Origin of the sequence: Foetidibacter luteolus, assembly GCF_009650435.1 — a bacterium.
Taxonomy (GTDB): domain Bacteria; phylum Bacteroidota; class Bacteroidia; order Chitinophagales; family Chitinophagaceae; genus Foetidibacter; species Foetidibacter luteolus.
Map to the genome: position 1 here is coordinate 1 of NZ_VVIP01000005.1, position 21,015 is coordinate 21,015.

At 44.4% G+C, this 21,015-nt stretch carries 16 protein-coding genes; 7 read left to right on the forward strand and 9 right to left on the reverse strand.

Going from position 1 to position 21,015, the window contains the following annotated elements:
- Nucleotides 1-707: 707 nt before the first annotated feature.
- The 3 genes from F0364_RS29280 (at nt 708) to nth (ending at nt 3,300) form a co-directional block, all read left to right on the forward strand.
- The gene (locus F0364_RS29280) at nt 708-839 is read left to right on the forward strand and encodes a hypothetical protein (RefSeq protein ID WP_262885361.1); all 132 of its coding nucleotides are present in this window, start codon (nt 708-710) and stop codon (nt 837-839) included.
- A gap of 6 nt (nt 840-845) precedes the next feature.
- Nucleotides 846-2,558 (forward strand): tetratricopeptide repeat protein, encoded by a 1,713-nt coding sequence (locus F0364_RS01545; protein WP_153795990.1) that lies wholly within the window; start codon nt 846-848, stop codon nt 2,556-2,558.
- Between the two features lie 94 nt (nt 2,559-2,652).
- The gene (gene nth, locus F0364_RS01550; protein WP_153795991.1) at nt 2,653-3,300 is read left to right on the forward strand and encodes an endonuclease III; all 648 of its coding nucleotides are present in this window, start codon (nt 2,653-2,655) and stop codon (nt 3,298-3,300) included.
- Nucleotides 3,301-3,486: 186 nt separating this feature from the next.
- On the opposite strand, the gene F0364_RS01555 is transcribed toward nth, so the two are convergent.
- The 5 genes from F0364_RS01555 to F0364_RS01575 all read right to left on the reverse strand — a co-directional run bounded on the left by F0364_RS01555 (nt 3,487) and on the right by F0364_RS01575 (nt 11,083).
- On the reverse strand, nt 3,487-3,933 hold the full coding sequence (locus tag F0364_RS01555) for a hypothetical protein (RefSeq protein WP_153795992.1): 447 nt from the start codon (nt 3,931-3,933) through the stop codon (nt 3,487-3,489).
- A gap of 486 nt (nt 3,934-4,419) precedes the next feature.
- Complete coding sequence (locus F0364_RS01560) at nt 4,420-7,572, reverse strand: AsmA family protein (RefSeq protein ID WP_153795993.1); 3,153 nt, start codon at nt 7,570-7,572, stop codon at nt 4,420-4,422.
- 95 nt (nt 7,573-7,667) lie between these two features.
- Entirely contained in the window at nt 7,668-8,411 is a 744-nt protein-coding gene (locus F0364_RS01565) for an LOG family protein (protein WP_153795994.1), read from the reverse strand.
- A gap of 230 nt (nt 8,412-8,641) precedes the next feature.
- On the reverse strand, nt 8,642-9,811 hold the full coding sequence (locus F0364_RS01570; RefSeq protein WP_153795995.1) for a hypothetical protein: 1,170 nt from the start codon (nt 9,809-9,811) through the stop codon (nt 8,642-8,644).
- Between the two features lie 9 nt (nt 9,812-9,820).
- The gene (locus F0364_RS01575; protein WP_207632464.1) at nt 9,821-11,083 is read right to left on the reverse strand and encodes a YaiO family outer membrane beta-barrel protein; all 1,263 of its coding nucleotides are present in this window, start codon (nt 11,081-11,083) and stop codon (nt 9,821-9,823) included.
- Between the two features lie 928 nt (nt 11,084-12,011).
- Here F0364_RS01575 and F0364_RS01580 point away from each other — a divergent pair.
- Nucleotides 12,012-12,401, forward strand: coding sequence for a hypothetical protein (locus F0364_RS01580; protein WP_153795996.1), 390 nt, complete (start codon nt 12,012-12,014; stop codon nt 12,399-12,401).
- A gap of 81 nt (nt 12,402-12,482) precedes the next feature.
- Here the strand turns inward: F0364_RS01580 and F0364_RS01585 are convergent, their stop codons facing one another.
- The 4 genes from F0364_RS01585 to F0364_RS01600 form a co-directional block, all read right to left on the reverse strand.
- Nucleotides 12,483-12,800, reverse strand: a complete 318-nt coding sequence (locus F0364_RS01585; protein ID WP_153795997.1) for a heavy metal-binding domain-containing protein — start codon at nt 12,798-12,800, stop codon at nt 12,483-12,485.
- 118 nt (nt 12,801-12,918) lie between these two features.
- Nucleotides 12,919-14,043 (reverse strand): cyclic dehypoxanthinyl futalosine synthase, encoded by a 1,125-nt coding sequence (mqnC, locus tag F0364_RS01590; RefSeq protein WP_153795998.1) that lies wholly within the window; start codon nt 14,041-14,043, stop codon nt 12,919-12,921.
- A gap of 209 nt (nt 14,044-14,252) precedes the next feature.
- Nucleotides 14,253-16,715 carry a bifunctional UDP-N-acetylmuramoyl-tripeptide:D-alanyl-D-alanine ligase/alanine racemase gene (locus F0364_RS01595; RefSeq protein ID WP_207632465.1) on the reverse strand — a complete coding sequence of 821 codons (2,463 nt, stop codon included), beginning with the start codon at nt 16,713-16,715 and terminating at the stop codon, nt 14,253-14,255.
- Between the two features lie 17 nt (nt 16,716-16,732).
- The gene (locus F0364_RS01600) at nt 16,733-17,701 is read right to left on the reverse strand and encodes a TerC/Alx family metal homeostasis membrane protein (RefSeq protein WP_153796000.1); all 969 of its coding nucleotides are present in this window, start codon (nt 17,699-17,701) and stop codon (nt 16,733-16,735) included.
- A gap of 560 nt (nt 17,702-18,261) precedes the next feature.
- On the opposite strand from F0364_RS01600, the gene F0364_RS01605 reads away from it, so the two are divergent.
- The 3 genes from F0364_RS01605 to thiL all read left to right on the forward strand — a co-directional run bounded on the left by F0364_RS01605 (nt 18,262) and on the right by thiL (nt 20,940).
- Nucleotides 18,262-19,047, forward strand: a complete 786-nt coding sequence (locus F0364_RS01605) for an inositol monophosphatase family protein (protein WP_153796001.1) — start codon at nt 18,262-18,264, stop codon at nt 19,045-19,047.
- A gap of 296 nt (nt 19,048-19,343) precedes the next feature.
- Nucleotides 19,344-19,724, forward strand: a complete 381-nt coding sequence (locus tag F0364_RS01610) for a four helix bundle protein (RefSeq protein ID WP_207632466.1) — start codon at nt 19,344-19,346, stop codon at nt 19,722-19,724.
- Between the two features lie 181 nt (nt 19,725-19,905).
- On the forward strand, nt 19,906-20,940 hold the full coding sequence (gene thiL, locus F0364_RS01615; RefSeq protein ID WP_153796003.1) for a thiamine-phosphate kinase: 1,035 nt from the start codon (nt 19,906-19,908) through the stop codon (nt 20,938-20,940).
- Nucleotides 20,941-21,015: the final 75 nt, after the last annotated feature.

The window sequence follows — 21,015 nt, forward strand, 5'->3', positions numbered from 1 at the left end:
TTCAACCACTTATACTTCAACAGACCGGTAACCTGCAACTTGTAACCGGTAACCGCCTTTCGGATCTCCCCCACAACCCATCGCAAAGCTCCGTAGGAGCGGAATGTTAGTAGCAAAAAGGTAATCGCGGCCAATTTTGTAAAGCCTCGTAGGGGCTGTTAAGCAGCCTTTTGCATCAGGGCCCGTTCATCTTGCCGTTATATATCATCCTGCTTAACTTATCGCACCTACGGCGCTCTTGCAAATCGTCTCTTTTTTTATCTACTAACATGCCGCCCCGATGGGGCTTTGGTTGTTCAATGTTTGCGGTTCCGCCGCTGTGGAGAACTTGCACATCACCACCCCCAAACAACTTCAACCACTCATACATCAAGAGACCGGTAACCTGCAATTTGTAACCGGCAACCGTCCTTCGGGTGAGGGATTGCAGCGGATACCCCGGTGAGGCCATTACAGCAGAGGCCTTGTGCCGGAGTATGAGCGAAAAGCCCGACCCCTTGCGCAGCTTGGGGGCACCCCCTAAACCTGTTTTTTGTTATTCAATGCTGCTTCTACCCGCTTTTGGTGAATGCCTTACATTATTTCTTAAAAGAAATTTGTGGCACATTAAGTAAATTACCAACGAACAGCCTGTTTGTTACGTATTGTAGGTTACTTTCTGCTTTTCTGCTAATAAGTGCATCTTTTAATTTTAAAACAAGCAACCTATGTTCTCATTAATCGTTCGCTATTACAGCCTGAAGCTTACAGAAAACCTGTTCAAGCCGTTTAAAGACATTCCCGTTCCAGACTTTAATTTTGCGGAGACATACACAAGCTCCGGTAAACACGCTAAATAAATTCACATGAAATTGATTGGGCTATTCCTAATGCTTTGCCTGCTGGTAGCCTTTAACAAAATTTATCCCGTAGCGCAGGATGCCGGCACCGGTAACATATACGCTGGCAGGGATATTATGTATTGCACACCTGCTTTTGACCCCATGCAAACAGGTGGCAAGGCCCCGCTGTTACAGGGCCTGGGCAACTTTAATTATACAATAACCACCCGTTCGCCCCTGGCGCAGCAATACTTTAGCCAGGGCCTTGCTTTAACTTATGGCTTTAACCATGGGGAGGCGGCCCGCTCGTTTAAAATGGCCATCAGCCTGGACTCTGCCTGTGCTATGGCTTATTGGGGCCTGGCCATGGTATGGGGGCCTAACTACAATGCTGCTTTAAACCCTACGAGTTTAAATGATATTAACCAGGCTATTGGGCTGGCAGTAAAATTTTCGGAACATGTAACGGCCAGGGAACAGGCTTTGATAAACGCCATCAGCCAGCGCTTTCCTAAAACGGAGGTGAAAGACATAACGCCGTTCTATGAAGCCTATGCATCGGCAATGGCTAATGTTTACAAGCAATACCCCGACGATGCGGACATTGCAACCTTATATGCGGAGGCGCTGATGGGCCTGCACCCCTGGAATTTTTGGCTAAAGGATGGCAGTGCCCAGCCCTGGACAGCGCCGGTAATGAACCTGCTCGAAAAAACGCTGGCCAGGTTTCCCAAACACCCCGGCGCGGTACATTATTACATACATGCCATTGAAATGTCAAGGCAAGCATATAAAGCTTTGCCCTACGCAGACTACCTGGCCAACGCCATGCCTGCTGCCGGCCACCTGGTGCACATGCCTTCGCACATTTACATACGCACCGGCGATTATCACAAGGCGGTATTGGTAAATGAACAGGCTACACTGGCCGACAGCACTTATGTGGCGCAGTGTAAAGTGCAGGGCACCTACCCTATGCTGTATTACCCGCACAACATTCACTTTTTGGCTGCGGCGGCCTTTTTTGAAGGAAACAGCAAAAAAGCGCTGGATGCGGCGTGGATGGTTTCCCGAAAGAGTGACAAAAAGTACTTGGCCGAAAATGTTACGGTGCAGCATTTTTACATTATTCCGTTTTATGTAATGGTGCACCTTGGCGAATGGGATAAAATACTGCAGGCCGGGGCGCCTGAAAAAGGCCTGGATTATCCTGCCGCCATTTGGCATTATGCCCGTGGCATGGCCTATGCGGCAAAGAAAGATTTTACTGCTGCTGAAAAAGAACTTGCCGCAGTAAAAGCGATGGCGGGAAACGAGGCACTAAAAACAATGATGATATGGGATATGAACAGCGCTGCCAACCTGGTTAACATAGCGCTGCATACGCTGGAAGGTGAGATACTGGGCCACCAGGGCAAATTTGCCGAAGCCGAAGAAGCTTTGCGAAAAGCCGTAGCCATAGAAGACATACTAAACTACAACGAACCTCCGGACTGGTTTTTTTCCACACGGCACATATTGGGTTACTGGCTGCTGCAGGCAAAGCAGTATGCCGCTGCCGAAAAAGTTTACGAGGAAGACCTGGATACCTTTAAAGAAAATGGCTGGGCCTTAATGGGGCTATACAACAGCCTTACCGGGCAGCAAAAAAGCCAGGAGGCGGCCACCGTTAAAAAACGGTTTGACAAAGCCTGGCAATATGCAGACATACAGCTTACCGGCTCGAGAAAAATATAATAAAAAGTTGGTTGGTTACTTTGAACATGCCCTGGCAGTTTGCCGGGGCTTTTTATTAACGGCTATCAGTTAATTTAGCGCCTTATTGTATTGTATGACCCGTAAAGAGCGTTACAAGTTTGTGCTGGATTATTTTCAGCAACATATTCCCGAAGCAGAAACAGAACTTATTTACGATAGCCCTTACCAGTTGCTGGTGGCGGTAATTCTTTCCGCCCAGTGTACAGATAAGCGGGTGAACATGACAACACCGGCTATTTTCGAAAAATATCCAACTGCCGAAGCGCTTTCCTCGGCAAGTTTTGATGAGTTGTTCCCGCTGATAAAAAGCATTTCTTACCCCAACAACAAAACAAAGCACCTCATCGGCATGGCCAACATGCTGGTAACGGATTTTGAAGGCAAAGTACCCATGACAGTGGAGCAGTTGGTAAAGCTGCCCGGCGTAGGGCGTAAAACGGCCAACGTAATTACATCTGTAATAGATGCACAGCCTAACATGGCAGTAGATACCCATGTATTCCGGGTATCTGCACGGCTGGGATTGACGGAAAAAGCCACTACGGTTTTGGCGGCAGAAAAGCAACTGGTACGCTTTATACCCCGTGAGCTTATACACAAAGCGCATCACTGGCTGATACTGCATGGCCGTTATGTATGCCTTGCCCGCAACCCAAAATGTGCTGAGTGTGGCTTAACGGAGATTTGCAGGTATTACCAGGCGGTAAAGAAGAAAGGATAGAGGGAATTTGGGATGTACGATGTGAGATGTACGATGGTAGCCCCCCACTGGACATTTTCCACTCCCAACTTGCCTTTTTATGATACCAGCGACAGTATTTCATGGCATCGCCTGTTGCGTCGCAATCACTTCATCGTTCGGTTTTTATGGCGGCATTTAAGCGGGTATTAAGGCCGTTTGTTTATTTTATTCTTTTAAGGAATCTTTCCAACGTTGAACTTCTTTAGCGTTTTTCAGAGCTACTATGAGTAATACATACACAACAATCTTAAGTATCAATCCCTGAAAAATACTTGCAGGGTCATTAATGGCTCCTATCAAAATAATAGTAGTATATACTATCAAAGCAGTCATAATTGCGTTATATGATTTACGCTTTGTCCAAAATGCGAGGGCAACAAATATCCCTGAGAAAAGCAACACAACAATAATCGTGAGGACATTATCAAGGGAAGTATAATTTTTTAACACAAACAATTGTGTTAAGTTAAGTCCGGCAATTACATACAATATAATCCTTGCATTGCGAACAGGTTTATCGTAACCTTCCATGGAGAGTACTTCTTCCAGGTGGTTGTCTTCTTGCGGTTGCGGGGCTACGTTTTCGGGTTGTGCGGGGTTATTGGTTTCCATTATTGAGGGTTTTGTATAAGTAATAAAAGTAATAGCTTTTATTGCAAAGTGGGATTAAAATTCACTAAACGAAGTATTGTGCTGGAGCTGCCTTCGCGTAAATGTCGCCCAAAGAACAGAACCCTTCGCATTGCTCAGGGCAGGCCATTGAGGCAATTGGTGAATAGAGTTACCTCAGTACAAGAGTGCGACGCAACGAAAGCTAAATGCCTTTTCTGTTGCCGGGCCAATAAAAATTTATAGGATTAGGAAGAATAAGTCCAACAGCTTATTATGTCCCGGAAGGACATATTGCGGGTAGAAAAGTCATCTACGTTAAATTATGTTCCGGAGGAACATTTTGTGTTCTACAGATACTGGGCGCAAAGCGTTCCTCTGGAACGCGGGTAGCTCCTTGCAATGCTCTACCCACCAAGTGTTCCGTAGGAACACAGGTTGCTAATGCGATCATTCTTCACAATCAATCTTAAAAAATTATTACTGCAATTATTTTTCTGTACCGGCTTTATCTTCTTCGTCTGGCTCTTCCTGTGTTTCCTCCAGCTTATCGCTGTTGCGGCTGCGGCGCAGCTTTACTTTAGGATTTTCCTGCGTGCCGGTTACTGTAAAAGGAATGCCGAATATGCCAAAAGGCGGCAAGCCCAAACGTGCGGAAAGATTAAGGCGGCCATCAAAGCTTACCTGGCCTTCAAACCGGGGCCTGAAACCGAATACCCGCATTTTGGTACGTTCTATGGTGATGATGTTATTAGCGATGGTTGATTTAATATTTACTTTGGAGAGGCTTGGGTTATTAACACTGTCACGCCCGGTTTCTTTACTTACAGCAGCGAAAAGCTTAAGGCCTTTCACTTTTACCTTTTTTAGAGACAGCACGCCGCCACCTTTTAGCGATGGATATATGGGGTTCATATTTTGGTCAAGTTTGCCGCTAAGGCTGTAATCCAAAGAAACGATGCCTTCTGTTTTACCGGCGGAAGTTGCCAGGTCTCGAAATATTTTTATTTCGTTGAAAGCTTTTTTAATATCAAATTCCTGCGCACTGATATGGTAATCGAAAAAAGCTTTTTTAGGAGATAAGCTGCCATAAGTTGCTTCCATGCTTACAGGTGCATCAATAATGGTAAAACCTGTTTTATTCATTTTAAGCTTGCCGCTGTCTATTATCAAAGAACCTTTGAAATCTTTAATATCAAGGCCATTGTAAGAAACTTTGTTTGCACTGGCGTTTAGTATAAGGGAGAGATTGGCGGGCACAATAACAACACCCGTTTCAGTATTTGCCACAGCAGAAGCAGTGGAGGCTGTATCGCTGCCTGCAAAGGCCATCAGTTCATCGGCCAGCACATATTTTGAGTTGAAATCAAAACTGCCTTTCAACGGTTCATTTGGCGCTATTGCATAGTTAATAACATTACTGAGATACCCCTTTAAAGTAAGATTACTTTGCCCATAGCTGGCACTGAATGCATCGAACCACATTTTATCACGGTCGAAACGGAACACGCCATTATTGATGAGAAAAGGCAGCGGGAAGGAATCTGATGTTAGCGCAATGTCTTTAACGGTTAACGTGCCCCTGTTGTTTAACCTGCCATACCGCCCGGCCGTTGCATCGCTTTGAGTGCCCTGCAATGAAAGATTGGTTTTGATAAAGCCGTTAAGATTGTAGCCTTTTACCGCGAAAGCCCTGTAGATTTTGCCAATGTCAATAACGCCTTTTGAAGCTATGCTGTAACGCAGGTCGTTAAAATTGTTAAGGTCTGCCTTAAGCAAAAAGGGCTGCTCCTCAAATTCAAAAGAAATGGGTTTAAGTTTTACCGCCAGGTCTTGCAGAGAGCCTTTGGTGCTGGTAACGGAAACATCAACCTGTATTTTATTAATGGGCCTGGGATAGTATTTGGTTTGTATGCTGCCATCTTTCAGCAGAAAGAGGGCTTTGGTAACCGGAAAAAGTTTATTGGCTGGATTTAGTTTGCCACTGGTTTTAATATCCACCTCCAGGTTGCCTGCCAGTTGCAGGCTATCCATGGGATATATTTTTTGTATATCCGCCAGGCGGATAGTTGATGTGAGGCTTGCATCAATTGGAAAATCTTTGGCGCCGCTAACTTTAAAGTAACCCTTAATAAAATTGCTCATAGCCTGCATATTTAAGTTTTCCAGTGCAAGCGATGCGTGTTGATAATTGCTATCAGGGCAGGAAGCATTTACATTAAAACTTATGTTGGTAACAGGCTGCGGTAACGCCGACAGTTTAAAATAACCGTTACTGATAACGGATTGCAAGCTAAACGAGGGTATGCTGCTGGTAACAGTATCTGTTCTTCTTAAACCACGTTGCACAACTTTGGTAGCATAATTACCATCGGCAGTAAGGTGTATGTCGGCCCGGCCTTTTAAATCAAAAGCAGAAATACCCATGGCCCGGTGCCATTTCTCAAGATCAATACTTGAGTTGAGTTTGGTTTTGATGTAAGGTTCCTTCATGCCTTTAAGCAACAGCACCGTACTGAAATAATCTTTTTCTATGTTGAAAAAGATAGAATCAATGTTTACATACAGGCTGTCTGTATTGAGCGAAGGCAGCTTGGTATCAAAATTCAGGAACAGGTTCTTAATGGGGAACGGGGCTTTGTTGTGTGCTATAAAGCCATCGCGTACTTTCATATTAAAACCCAGCGTAGGCATAATATTCTGCTCTGCTATGTATTTGCCGGTTAAGTAAGCATCCATTTCAGAATAGCCGTTTATTTCTGTACTATCCAGCCAGTGCAGATACTCCGGCGGCAAAGCTGTAAATGCATCCCGCAGGTTTGTTTTTTTTGACAGGATCCTGAAATCCATATTGTAGCCGTTATCCAGGAACTCAAACTTTCCTTTAAAATCAACAGGCAGTTTGTTTATCTGCAGGTCATTCTTTTCGAAGAAAAGTTCAAGGGAGTTGGTGTTTATCTTGGTAATCAGGTTGCCTTCCAACTGCTTGGCGCCAATATAGTGTGTACCGTCATAATCAAGGTTAAGAGAGTCAACTTCTATCTTTGAATAGAGATCAAAAATAGCTTTGCTTAAATCGCCTTTTCCAACATAGTTTAATTCTTTTGCAGTAATAACAATTGGTATGGAAAGGTCATCATACAGCAGGTTACTGTCATCAATCTGTATCTTTTCTATTTTCAGCGAGGCACTGCTGCTGTCTGCAGGGTTAGCCTGTACTGTGTCTGATTTGTACACATTGTAATTGGCCCTGCCTAAAGAATCAACCCGGATGTTAATATCACTTTTGGTAAGGTATATCTCATCTATTTTAATCCTGTCGGAAAATATACTGGGTATGTTAACGCCCAGCGCCAGTTCGCTGGCAGAGATAAGATTCTGCTGCTGATAAGGTGCAGACCCTTTTAAGGTAACATCGTAAAGCGTTAAAGTAAGCGAAGGAAAATGATTAAAAAAGGATAGCCTGGATTTCGAGAAATTCAACTCGCTGGTTAGTGCGCTGTTTGTCCAGCTTTTTATTTGTTTTGAAACGAAGCCCGGAAAAACAATAGGTAACAAAAACATGAGCAGCAGGATGCTGCCGATAACAATACCTGTTATTTTAAGCGTTTTGAGTACAAATTTCTTGGGGGATATGCGCATACAACTTATTAGCTGCCGCTAATTTAAGTGAATGTTTGCACCCCGATGAATAAAAATCCATTAAACGCAGATAACCAAAGAGATTAATAAGGAATCTATTTTTTCTCAAACAGCCACCAAAGCCTTTTGCGTGGGCGTACTTTATAGTTTACGGTAATGTATTTGCTTATGTGATGAATAGCTTCATCAATATCGTCTGTTAGCAGCACCAGCTTCATATCTTCCGCGGAAATTGTTTTTTGTTCGGCCATGTACAGCATATAATCTACCAGGGGCTGAAAATATTCTGTGCCGTATAATACAATGGGAAAATCATTGATCACTTTTGTTTGCACCAATGTAAGCGTTTCAAAAAACTCGTCCATGGTACCAAAGCCGCCGGGCATAATAATGAAAGCGTAAGAATATTTTACCAGCAGCACTTTGCGTACAAAGAAGAAATCTATATTCAATGATTTGTGCAGGTAAGGATTGGGCTGCTGCTCATGGGGCAGCACAATATTTACGCCAACGGATGTGCCATTGTTTTCAAAAGCGCCTTTATTGGCGGCTTCCATAATGCCGGGCCCGCCGCCTGTCATGGTGGTAAGGCCCATATCGGCTATGCGTTTGCCAAACTCAACGGCTGCTTCATAATAAACATGGCCGGGTTTAAACCGGGCCGACCCGAATACTGTTATGCATGGACCTGCAAAGTGAAGGGTTCTGAAGCCTTTAATAAACTGCCAGAATACCCGCCATACAAACTTTAATTCAAACATGCGGGGCTTGGGCCCTTCAAGGTAAACATCTGTTTTAGCTGGTATAATCCTGGTGGGTATTGATTGAGTTTTTTCCATATCGCAATATCAACGCAAATTATGTTAGGACGATGATAAAAATAACGGATAATGCTGAATGATGTTATATGCCTTTGCAGCACCGCATGTTTTGCATGTATGACTGCGCTGCGTCACCACCGCGCCAGGGATAGAAGTGGAAACCCCGCTGAAGGTTTTGTGCGGCGGCTTTGCGGCGGAGTTGTAACGGATAGCCCGGCCCGCCCTGTATTTTGGCGGGGGCGCCCTTACTATTCTTTACTTTTTAATTCGCTGTAGTAATCTTTTAAAATGGTAGTTAATAAAGGCCGGTAGAAACGCCAGAAAAAACCTTTGCGGTCTGTTCTGTCAAGGCGGTTTAGAAAAAGGAATTTAAACTTTTCAATGCCCTTAAAATAAGAGCTGGTAAGCGTTACAGGGTTGTCGGCAAAGTCGGCAGAGAAATACCAGAATTTATAATCGCTGCCCTGGTGGGTTTGAACGGCAGGAAATACAGCAGGTATATGAAACCTGCTCAATTCTTTAAGCCCATTGGCGTTGGCCTTGATGTTAAAGCGGGAAACTATATTATTAACTGCTGTATCTGTGTTCATGATATCGAACCAAAAGGAGTAGTTGATTGACTCGGGCAGGTTGTATTTATCTGCATATTTTTTTTCGGTAGTAACAACCGGCAGGGCATAATTAAGATGGGTGCCTTCTTCCAGTACTGTCACTTCATCGTTCTCTGAAACGAGAGCTATGCCTGCTTTTGTAAAAGGCCATGAGCCGTTGTGAGAACGTTTATAATTGTTGATAAGCCATTGCGGTATTTCTTTATCAATAGCGGTGTCCAGTGTTGCAAAATAACGGCCTACCCAACCTGTCCATCTCAGAGAAAACAGTTGCTCAAATTTTTCCCTGTTAGTATGGCCCGATGGGGAACCGATGGTATTAAACTCTGTAATAACAAGCTTGTGCCTGGCTTTCATTTTGGCCAGCAGCTCTGCATCCTGCCTGCTAAGGCCGCCATACAGCATGCCTGAGCGATCGTTGATATCGCCTTTGGAATACCATTCGTTTTTGTAAATGCCATAAGCATCGGTAATGTATGCCATGTCCGCATCCTGGCTTAACTGGTCAAGCTGTGTATCGCTAAAGCGTTCCAGGCCTTTTAGCTTAAACTTTTCATTAGCGCCCGGGAAAAACCCATAGTAATCGTTGCTGATATTGTAAGCCGCTGTTTTTGTTTTTGTGTAGCGTTGCTGGTTTAATACCCATGTTAGAGAGCCATGCTCCTGCCCGGTTTTATTAAGCACTGTTTTATCAACAATAGCTATTACCAGTTTCTTTTTTGGCGTTAGCAGCCAGGTTAGCCACATAGTAAGCGGTATGGCCGCAAGAACAATAAGTATTATAACGCCTGTGTTTGGTTTTTTCATATTGCTTTTTTAAAAGCGGCGCATATAACCAATACCAGCCTGTATTTGGTTGCCAATGTAATCTTTGCGGTATTCCTGGTTATTAATGGAAAAATTGAATGTTAGTATATTAAGCTTTATGGCATGTCTTAACTCCAGGCTCGCCCTGTATGTTTTTAGCTGGTATTTGCTGTTAAGCTGCTGGTTTAGCAAACGGTCATCGGGCGATATGCCTGTGCCTGCTGTAAGGCCGATGTAATCATCCGCACCTCCATAATAATACCTGCCGGTAATATTATAAGACTGCGATATGTTGCTGTTACCCGGCGTTAAATAAGTTCTGAAACCAAAGAGATAATTTTTATAGTATTTGCCTATATAAACCGTGTAGATAGTGGTAGATGATGAAAAGTACAGGTAACGCAAGCCCGCTTCCGCTTCAAAACTTTTGGGCAGGTTAGCATACAAAGAAAACCCTGCACGCCATTTGGGAAACACACCCACATTATCTGAATAGCCGCCGCTTACATAACTGTAAAACATTTTTGAAATGCGGGGGTATGCATCCACTTCGTACTGCACGCCATTTTCTCTAAAGCGGTTGGCATAATTTATTCTTGCGGTAACAGAGCCCAACGCGGTTTGCCTTGAGTAGTCTATACTGGCCAGGTGCCAGGGGTCGCGGTCTTCAAAATTGGTAAAGTAAACATAGTCGTAGTTAATACCAATCCTGTTTAAAGACCTGTTATCCCTTATGCGGTTAGCTATGGCAAGCGCCTCGGTGTTTTGTTTGTCGGCTGCCAAAACTTTATCCACTGTGGCGCCTGCTTCTTTGTAATTGCGCATGGCATCCAACACTTTTGCCTTTTTTAGTAATAGCTCGGTTGAATTAGGGTATTGTTGCAGGCCGTCGTTAACTTTTGCAAGCGCCGCGGTATTGTTATTGTTCCAGTATTCAAGATCTGTATAGGCTGCATACACATCTGCATAATCTTTCTGGCTGTTAATAATGTAATCAAAGTTTTGGCGTGCACTGTCTAACTGTTTGTCCCATGTGTACAACCGGCCGAGAAAAACCCGTATATCTGCATACCCCGGGCTTATAGCTAAAGCTTTGTGACAGTATTGTTTGGCCAAGATATAATTCTTTTCATCAAACGCAGCCTTGCGGGCAGCCTGAAAAAGCCCGTCTGCTGTATTAGTATCGGTTTGCGCCTGTGCCGTTATAAATGCTGGTAGAATAAAAAAGAGGAGACAGGTTTTACCCAGGAAAATAAGTATTGGATTTTTCAACGGTTATGAATATTTAGAACAAAACTAAAGCAATGCGGTGCTACTATAGATGAAAGATAAAATAAAATCAGCTTAAACTATGCTTATAAACAGGTGTTTTTCACCTGGGGCAAGTGGCAAATGGCAAGTGGCGAGAGGGAAGTGGGTAGGCGGGTTACAAATCTTCCATTGCTTTTGTTTACATCGTACATCCCACATCTTACATAATAAAGTGGTTCTTACTTCAAATTTCGTACTTGTTACCATCCCACATCTTACATCTTACATATTTAGGTACTTCGTACTTCGTAACTCGTACTTGGGGGTGCCCCCAAGCTATCGCAAGGGGTCGGGCAGAACTTCGTTCGCAACCTTCGTCAAAGCAACATTTAGTTGCTTTTCCTCGGTTGTGCTCATACTCCGGCACAAAAGCCCTGCTGCGATGGCCTCACCGGGGTATCCGCTTCAATCCCTCCCCCCTAAAGTGCAACCTGTTATTTTTAAAGTCGTCAGCATGTATTGTAAGCAATTAAAAACACTACCACAGCTATCAATAAAACAAACTATAACCGCTGTTGATTTGCTTTCGAATATTTTATGCCCGTATAATACCATAGACCTGAAACGCCCTACCCATAAGGCTTTGCTAACAACTATTTGTTTATTACATATTTGTTAAGACAACAAAAAAAATGAAAGATTGCGTACAGTTTACGCAATCTGTTGTATATTTGCCCTATCAAAGAAAAAAGAGAAAAAACAATTCAAAGCTTTGACATCTGCAGATGTGATTCTCTTAAAACCTACCCACCTCTCACCGATTGTTTGTCTCATATAAAATAAGCTTGCTAATTATTTAAATGCTTGACCCGGATAAGTGTTCGGATTGCAAGGAGCCTGTGTACGATTGAATTGGCCGTAATTATTAAACATTTAAAAATTAGAAAAAATGAAAAGGATATTAGTAGCAGCATCATTAATAGCAGCAGTATTAACAACATCAACTGTAAAAGCAAACAATATAGAAATCTTATCTGAAAAGAACGCTGCCAACATTCAGTTTGTAGGTTCAGCAGATAACGCCCTGTTCTTTAACCTGAAAGTAGAAAACCCTAACAGCGACAAATTCACAGTAATCGTGAAAGCTGAAGATGGTACAGTATTGTACAGCGGCGATTTCAACGACAAAGAATTCAACAAAAAATTCAAATTGCTGAAAGCTGAAGATAACATCCGTTATAACTTCACTATCAAATCTTCTAACAAAAGCCTGGAACAGTCTTACGAAGTAAACACAACTGTAAAGGCTGTTGACGATGTAGTTATCACCAAATTATAATAAGCTGTAAAGCTGAATGTAAAAGAAAAGGCCCGCAAATGCGGGCTTTTTCTTTTATTGTTTTTAGCATGACGGCGTACGTTAAACCCTTACGGCTGTACCTGTGGCAACCACCATTAGCATACTGCCGCCGCTGCCTACGGTTTCAAAATCAAGGTCAATACCTATAACCGCGTTAGCGCCCAGCGATTGGGCCTTCTGCTGCAACTCGGCCATAGCGGTTTGTTTGGCTTCCTCAATAACTCTTTCGTACGTGCCGCTGCGGCCACCTACAATATCACGCAGGCCGGCAAAAAGGTCTTTAAAAATATTAGCGCCTATAATTGTTTCAGAACTTATAATGCCCAGGTACTGCTGTACGGGCTGCCCTTCTATGGCATTGGTTGTGGTAAGTAACATGGGTAATAGTTTTAATTATTGGTAATTGTGGTTTGCAAAATATTACAATACGCGTAGAAAAAAGATAAGGCGGGCAAATGCCACGCCTCACCAGCTTCTTTAATATCGTGTGCCAGGCTTAATAATCCACCACCTGCTCCACAATAGTTTCCGGAATCTGCCGCCATTCATATTGCTGGTTGCGCAACTGAGGTTCAAACCCCGCTTCGCTGATTGCCTGCTGTATGGTTTTATAAGTAAAGCGGTGCGGCGCCCCTGCAGCGCTTACCACATTTTCCTCAATCATAATACTGCCAAAATCGTTTGCCCCGGCATTCAGGCATAGCTGGGCGGTTTGCCGGCCTACGGTAAGCCAGCTTGCCTGTATATTCTTTATGTTGGGCAGCATAATACGGCTTAGTGCAATCATTCTTATGTATTCTTCGGCCGTAGTAAGATTATGCACACCGCGTATGCGGGTTAACAGTGTATCCACATCCTGGAACGTCCAGGGTATAAAAGCCAGGAACCCTTTTGCGTTTTCCGGTTTTTTTGCCTGCACTTCCCTTATGCGGGCAAGGTGTATAAACCTTTCTTCCAAAGTTTCCACATGGCCAAACATCATGGTGGCGCTGGTAGTAATATTCAGCTTATGCGCCTCATGCATAACGGCCAGCCATTCATCAGCGCCGCATTTGCCCTTGCTTATCAGGCGGCGTACACGGTCAATCAATATTTCAGCACCGGCGCCTGGTAAAGAATCCAGCCCTGCTTCCTGCAAAGCCTTCAGCGTATCATGATGGCTCATTTTTTCCAGCTTGCTTATATGCGCTACTTCGGGCGGGCCCAAAGCATGCAGCTTAATATTGGGAAACTCCTGCTTTATCTGCCGGAAAGTGTTGGTATAAAAATCGAGGCCCAAACCCGGGTGATGGCCACCCTGCAGCAATAGCTGGTCGCCGCCGTATTTAATGGTTTCGGTAATCTTGCGGCGGTAAGTGTCCATATCTGTAATATAGGCATCCGCATGACCGGGTATCCGGTAAAAATTACAGAATTTACAGTTGGCTATACAAACGTTGGTGGTATTTACATTTCGGTCTATCTGCCAGGTAACTTTGCCGTGTGGCACCTGCTTTTTTCTAAGCTCATCCGCTACAAACATTAATTCGGTAAGCGGCGCCTGTTCAAAAAGAAAAACCCCTTCTTCAACAGACAGGAATTCAAAGTTTAAGGCTTTTTGGTACAGCTCGTTCAAATTCATCTTACTATGTTCATTTAGCTGAAATAATGGCGAAATTACAACGGATGAGCGGAATAAAATGATAAAACAGGAATAGAAGAAGCCGGCAGCAGCCAGGCAGCATGATTATCTATAAGGGCTGAAAAGCTGCGTAGCGAACCAGCCGTACAAGTGAGTGACACAACGATGTTTCATAGTAGCAATACCGCCCGTCCCCAAAAAAAACCTGGTTATTCTTCCACGTAAATCCTCTTTACCCGCTGGTTAACGCCGGTAAGCACTTCGTAGCTGATGGTGCCGCACCATTGCGCTACCTGTTGTATGGGCAGGTGCGGCCCAAATATTTCTACCTGGCCGCCGGTTACCGCTCCGGGTATATCTGTTACATCCACCATGGTCATATCCATACACACGGAGCCTGTAACCGGCGCCAGTTGCCCGTTAATATAAACATGCCCGTTGCCATTGCCCAGTTTACGGCTAAAGCCATCTGCATAGCCAATGCGTATGGTGGCAATAACCGAATCTCTGTTAAGCTTTCCACGGCGGTTATAACCAACGGTTTCCCCTGCTTTTACATGTCTTAGCTGTGCAATGGTGGTTTTTAGCGTAGCCACCGTTTGCAACTCAAGCTGGTGCTCGCCAGAGCTATCCACGCCATACAGGCCAATACCCAGGCGTACCATGTTAAACTGTGCATTGGTGTGCCTGAAAATAGCAGCCGAATTAGCGATATGCTGAATAAACGGGTACCCGCAAGCCGCCTCTATTTGTGCACAGCAACGCTTGAAAATAGCTATCTGCTGCACGGTAAAGGCATCATGTGCCGCATCTTCACTGGCGGCAAGATGGCTTAATACAGATTTTATGCTTAGCAACTGGCTGTTTGCGGTAAGCAATGCCGTTAAAGCAGCCATGTCTTTTTCTTCAAAACCAAGGCGGTGCATACCTGTATCAAGCTTAATGTGCACAGGGTACATACGCAGCCCCTGCTGCTGTACAAATGCCAGGAAAAGCTGCAGTATTTCAAAAGAAAAAATCTCGGGTTCCAGGTTGTATTCAACCAAGGCTTCAAAGGCAGCTTCATCTACATTCAGTATCATAATAGGCAGGCTAATGCCTGCCTTGCGCAGTTCAATACCCTCATCGGCGTAGGCTACGGCCAGGTAATCCACTTTTTGAAACTGCAGCAGGTTGGCCACTTCAGCACTGCCGCTTCCATAACCATAAGCCTTCACCATGGCCATCAGTTTTGTTTCGGGTTTAAGTTGCTGCCTGTATTGTTTAAGGTTATGTGCAATAGCGGTAAGGTTTATTTCTAATACGGTCTGGTGCACTTTACGGTCAAACAAAGGCAACAGTTTTTCAAACTCAAAAAACCTGGCGCCCTTAAGCAGAATTACTTCATTGCGAAAATGGGTAGTATTAAACCGGTGTATAAAATCGCTGGTAGTATCAAAGTGCTCGGTTTGTAATGCATCAACGCCTTTGTATTCTTTCCACCTGGGCCCAACAGTTATTAAGCGTTTAACTTTTTTACTTTGCAAAAGTGCCAGCACTTGCCGGTAATGCACAATGCTGTAATGCTCCGGCAAGTCAGACAATATAACGGTATGCTGTGTAAACCTGTTTTGCTGCAGCAGAAAGTCCAGCGCTATATGAAAGGCGTTAAGGTCAAAGCTATAGCTATCGTTTATTACCGCACAGTTATTAATGGCCGGCAGCAACTGCAATCGCATATCCACCGGTTGCAACAACTGCATACGTGCTGTTATAGCTTGCTGCGGCAGCTTTAGCAGCAGGCAAACACACCAGCAGGTTACAGCGTTTTCTACAGAAGCGTCGTCTGTAAAAGGTATTGAAATAGTTGCTGTTTGCGCCCCAATACTGCCCGTTATAGTGGTAGCAGATTCCGCTTTGTTAATGCTGGATATTTTTAGCCCGGGGCTGCCGGTTTTACCCCAGGTAAAACTGTTAGCGGATGTGGCATTTTCAGCAACAGCTTTGCCAACAATACTATCATCGCCGTTAAAAACCACTTGCGAAGCCGTTGCAAAAAGCTTTGCCTTTTCACCGGCTTTTTGTTCAATACTTTCAAAGCCTTCAGCATGCGCATCGCCTATATTGGTAAATACACCAATGGTTGGCTGGATAATTCCAGCCAGTTTGGCCATTTCGCCCGGCAGGGAAATGCCGGCTTCAAAGATACCCAGCGTATGGCTGCTATCCATATTCCAAACGCTTAGCGGCACACCAATCTGGGAATTGTAGCTCCGCGGGCTTCTAACAATGGTAAAATCTGGCGACAGCAACTGGTACAGCCATTCTTTTACCACTGTTTTACCGTTGCTGCCCGTTATGCCTATTACGGGATAGTTAAACTGGCTGCGGTGGCTGGCTGCCACCTGTTGCAAAGCGGCAAGTGTATCCGCAACCAGTAAAAAATTAGCTTCGGGATAAATGGAATGGTCAAAGCCCTCGTGCACACAAAAATTTCTCACCCCACGTTCATATACTTCGGCAATAAAGTTATGCCCATCCCTTACAGGCGAATGCAAGGCAAAAAACAACGATGAGGCCGGGAATACAATGCGCCGGCTGTCTGTAAGCAGGTGCTCAATATTAGCCGGGGCATTACCCGTTACCAGTTGTGCATTGGCCGCGGCGGCAATATGTTGTATGGAGTAAAACAAATGGTAAGTGTTTTCAATCAGTAAACCGTATCGCTGCCGGCATCCTTAAGGCCTTTTTTCTTATCCATAAAAATGGAGTAAAAGATAGAGCCCGATATGCAGAGCAATATAACCCCCAGCGAAATAAATACCTGTACATTCTTATCAACCCACTGGCTTATCCAGTGTTCACCCAGCATTTTAAGGCCAATGAATACCAGTACAATGGCAATGCCCTGTTGCAGGTAATCAAACTTGCTGACAGCGCCACGCAGCAGGAAAAATAAGGAACGCAGACCCAGCACCGCGAATATGTTGGAAGTATAAATCACCAGTTTATCCCTTGATATACCCATCACTGCCGGTATGGAATCCAGCGCAAATACAAGGTCTATCGAAGCCAGCATTATCACCACCACAAACAGCGTGGTATAAAATGGCCGGCCATTTTGCCTGATGATGTATTTGCCGCCGCCATCGTTAGGCACAAGCGGCAAAAAACTCTTTAAAAATTTATATACTTTAGAATCATGGGGGTCAAATTCTTCATCTTTTCCGGCAGTAAACATTTTGTAACCGGTGTACAATAAAAAGGCGCCGAAAATATACAGTATCCAGGTAAACCTTTCCACCAGTGCCACGCCCACCGTTATAAAAACGATACGGAACAGTATAGCCATCAGTATACCTATCAGTAATGCCCGTGGGTAATACTTTTCCTTAACGGCAAACGATGTAAAAATCAGGATAAAAACAAAGATATTATCAATGCTAAGGCTCCATTCCATCAGGTAAGCGCTCAGGTACTCCAGCGCGGTGCTTTGCCCCTGTTCAAACCACAGGAAAATAAAAAATGCCAGCGCAAGCGCTACCCAAAAAAAGGTTTGCTGCAACGCCGCTTTAATGGTTACGGTTTTATTCTTTTTGCTGATAAGGCCGAGGTCAAAAATTAATGCCGCTGTTAATACAATACCAAAAACAAGATAAACAACCTGGTCTGCTGTCATGATACAATTGATTCCGCCAAAGATAGCAGATTATGCAACAGTTGGCCGGCCAAAGAGTTTCACAAATTTACCATCCAGAACGAATGCCGATGCCCTGAAGAAGTTTTATGGGCCCGGCGGCAGGAACACCCCCATCCCCTAAAGGAGAATTTCAATTTTGTACGACGAAGGCATTTTTATGAGCCCAGCGGCAGGAACAATTATGAAGCTTTACTTGCGTCGCACTCGTGTGCGGTTGGATTCGCTACGCAGCTTTTCCCGCATAAACTTTGCTTTGTTCAATGTTCTCCTGTTCAATGTTCAATGTCAGCGGCTGTGGTGTTTTGCTACCGTGGTACGTGTCTTCACGTTCTTGCTCCCGTGGTACGTGTCTTCACGTACCACAGCCTTTACATATTCTAACATTGCGTTATTGTCTATGAAATAGTGTCGCTCCCGTGGTACGTGTCTTCACGTACCACAGCTTTGCACATATCCTAACATTGCGTTATTGTTCTATGAAATAATGCCGGCTACAGTTACAGGCGGCACATTTTACCGGTTACAAACTATATTTGCGGATGCTTAAACAAACACTGCTCAAGGCTACCGAAGCAGGGGCCGCAGAACTTCAGCGTTATTTTAACACCAACTACCAGGTATTTAATAAGGAAGGCGTTAACAACCCTGTTACCGAAGCAGACCATGCTTCGGAAAGGGCCATATTCGAGGTAATCCGGAACAATCACCCGGATCACTTTATCCTAAGCGAAGAGTCTGGCGAGATTATCCAGGATTCTACCTACAAATGGATTATTGATCCCATTGACGGCACCATCAACTTTGCCAATAATATACCCATTTGCGCCGTTTCCATTGGTATTGAGCAGGCCGGCGAAATAATCATGGGTGCGGTATATAACCCCATGATGAATGAATTCTTCTTTGCCCAGCGTGGTTTTGGCGCTACACTTAATAATGAACGTATCCATGTAAGCAGCAAAGATTCTGTTGACAAAAGCTGTCTTGCCACCGGTTTTCCCTATACTTATCTTGATTCTCCCAACGGGCCCTTACAGGTATTCGACAGGCTGATACGCCGTGGCATACCGGTACGCCGCCTGGGCAGCGCCGCCCTCGACCTGTGCTGGGTTGCCTGCGGCCGCTTCGACGGTTTTTACGAACACAAGCTACAGGCCTGGGACAGCGCCGCTGGCTTCCTGATTGTGGAAGAAGCCGGCGGTAAAGTAACCGATCTTGAGAATCATCCTTACAACCCCTACCAGCCCGGCATCATCGCTACCAACGGCAAAATTCACGAAGAACTGTTTGGATGGATTAAAGGGGAGAACAAGTACGAAGTATGAAGTACGAAGTACGTTGGTGTGGCAGGTTTTGATAACGGTAAAGTGTGAAGTACGTTGGTTGGGTCTTGTCCTGATAATCGCTAAGTATGAAGTACAGCGACGCAGGATGTTTTGATTCTGTGAAGTGGCAAGTATGTTGGGGCAGTTTTAATTTTATGGAAAGCTCACCAGCCAACTTGAGAAAGGATGTGAAATACGTTTAACCGACGAGCTTATTTTTTTACCGAAGCAGGATTCAGGAACTTGAAATCTTAATTTTATCCTTCAGCATTTTAATCCTTTATCTTATGATGGATATGAAAATAAGAACGTTTCAGTTTGCAGTTGCAACAGGTAAGTTAATCATGAGTTTACCGCCTGGCAGGGTTAACAACGTTTACCTTAACCAGTTAGCCAAATCGTCCTCTTCAGTCGGCGCAAATTACAGGGCGGCAAGAAGAGGAAAATCAGATGCTGATTTTTTAAATAAGCTTAAGATTGCGGAAGAGGAAGCCGATGAGTGCATTTACTTCCTTGAATTGATCAGTGAGTTTAACCCGGAATTTAAGGAGCATATATCTTTTCTTATAAAAGAAGGCGCGGAGATTCTTAAGATCATCGTTGCGTCTATTACCACTACCCGGCAGAAGATAGCCCTGAAAAAAGATACGAATGCTGAAATGGGTAACAATAATTGACGCTTTTTAAAAAGCAGGCTTTAAACAATCAATACCTTCACTCAAAGTACTTCACAAATCATCCTGTAACTTCACCAGCTAAGTTTACAGAACAACAACTGATATTTGTTAAAAGAATTGAACACATAAACGTTTTAACCACAAGTACTTCGTACTTCGTAAATCGTACTTTGATTATTTTATGAGCGCTAACAGAACCGAAATATCTTCCCTTGGCGAGTTTGGCCTGGTGGACCACCTGACGAGGAACTTTGAACTGCAGAATGCATCTACCATTGTTGGTGTGGGCGATGATGCCGCTGTGGTTGACCATTTTGGCAAGCAAACGGTAATTACCACCGACCTGCTGATTGAAAATGTGCATTTTGACCTGATGTACACGCCGTTGAAGCACCTGGGGTACAAAAGCGTTATCGTTAACCTGAGCGATGTATATGCCATGAACGCCCAGCCTACACAAATAACCATGAGCATCGGTGTAAGCAACCGCTTTAGCGTTGAAGCGCTGGACGAGTTTTACGAAGGCGTATATGCCGCCTGTGAAAAATATGGCGTTGACCTTGTGGGTGGCGATACAGCCTCATCCGGCAAGGGTTTTATTATTTCGGTAACTGCTTTGGGCGAAGTGGCGCCGGGCAAATTCGTAAAAAGGAGCACGGCCAACAAGGGCGACCTTATTTGCGTTAGCGGCTACCTGGGCGGTGCTTTCCTGGGGCTTACATTGCTGGAACGGGAAAAGAAGATTTACCTGGAAAGTCCGGAGGTGCAGCCAGACCTTGAAGGTGAAGATTATATTGTGGGCAGGCTGTTGAAACCCGAGGCAAGGAAAGACATTATTGCCTTCCTGGAAGAGAACGATATTGTGCCTACCGCCATGATGGACATAAGCGACGGCCTTAGCAGCGAAATACTGCACATCAGCAAGCAGAGCGGGCTGGGCTGCAGGATATACGAAGACAAGATACCCATTGCGGAAGAGGCAAAACAGGCGGCTTTTAAGTTTGGGCTTGACCCCACCGTATGTGCCCTGAACGGCGGGGAGGATTACGAACTGATATTTACTATTAAGCAGGAAGACCACGATAAGATTGTACTGAATGAGCAGGTAAGCGTTATTGGATATATGACCGACAGTGCGGATGGAAGCAAACTGCTATCCAAGGGTGGTAATGCATTTGATATTACGGCCCAGGGCTGGAATGCGTTTGACAAATAAGCACGGCCAATTACGTTTACATAAAACGGCTTAGTAAATAATTACGCTGTGTTGCACCCGCGCCAGGGATTGCAG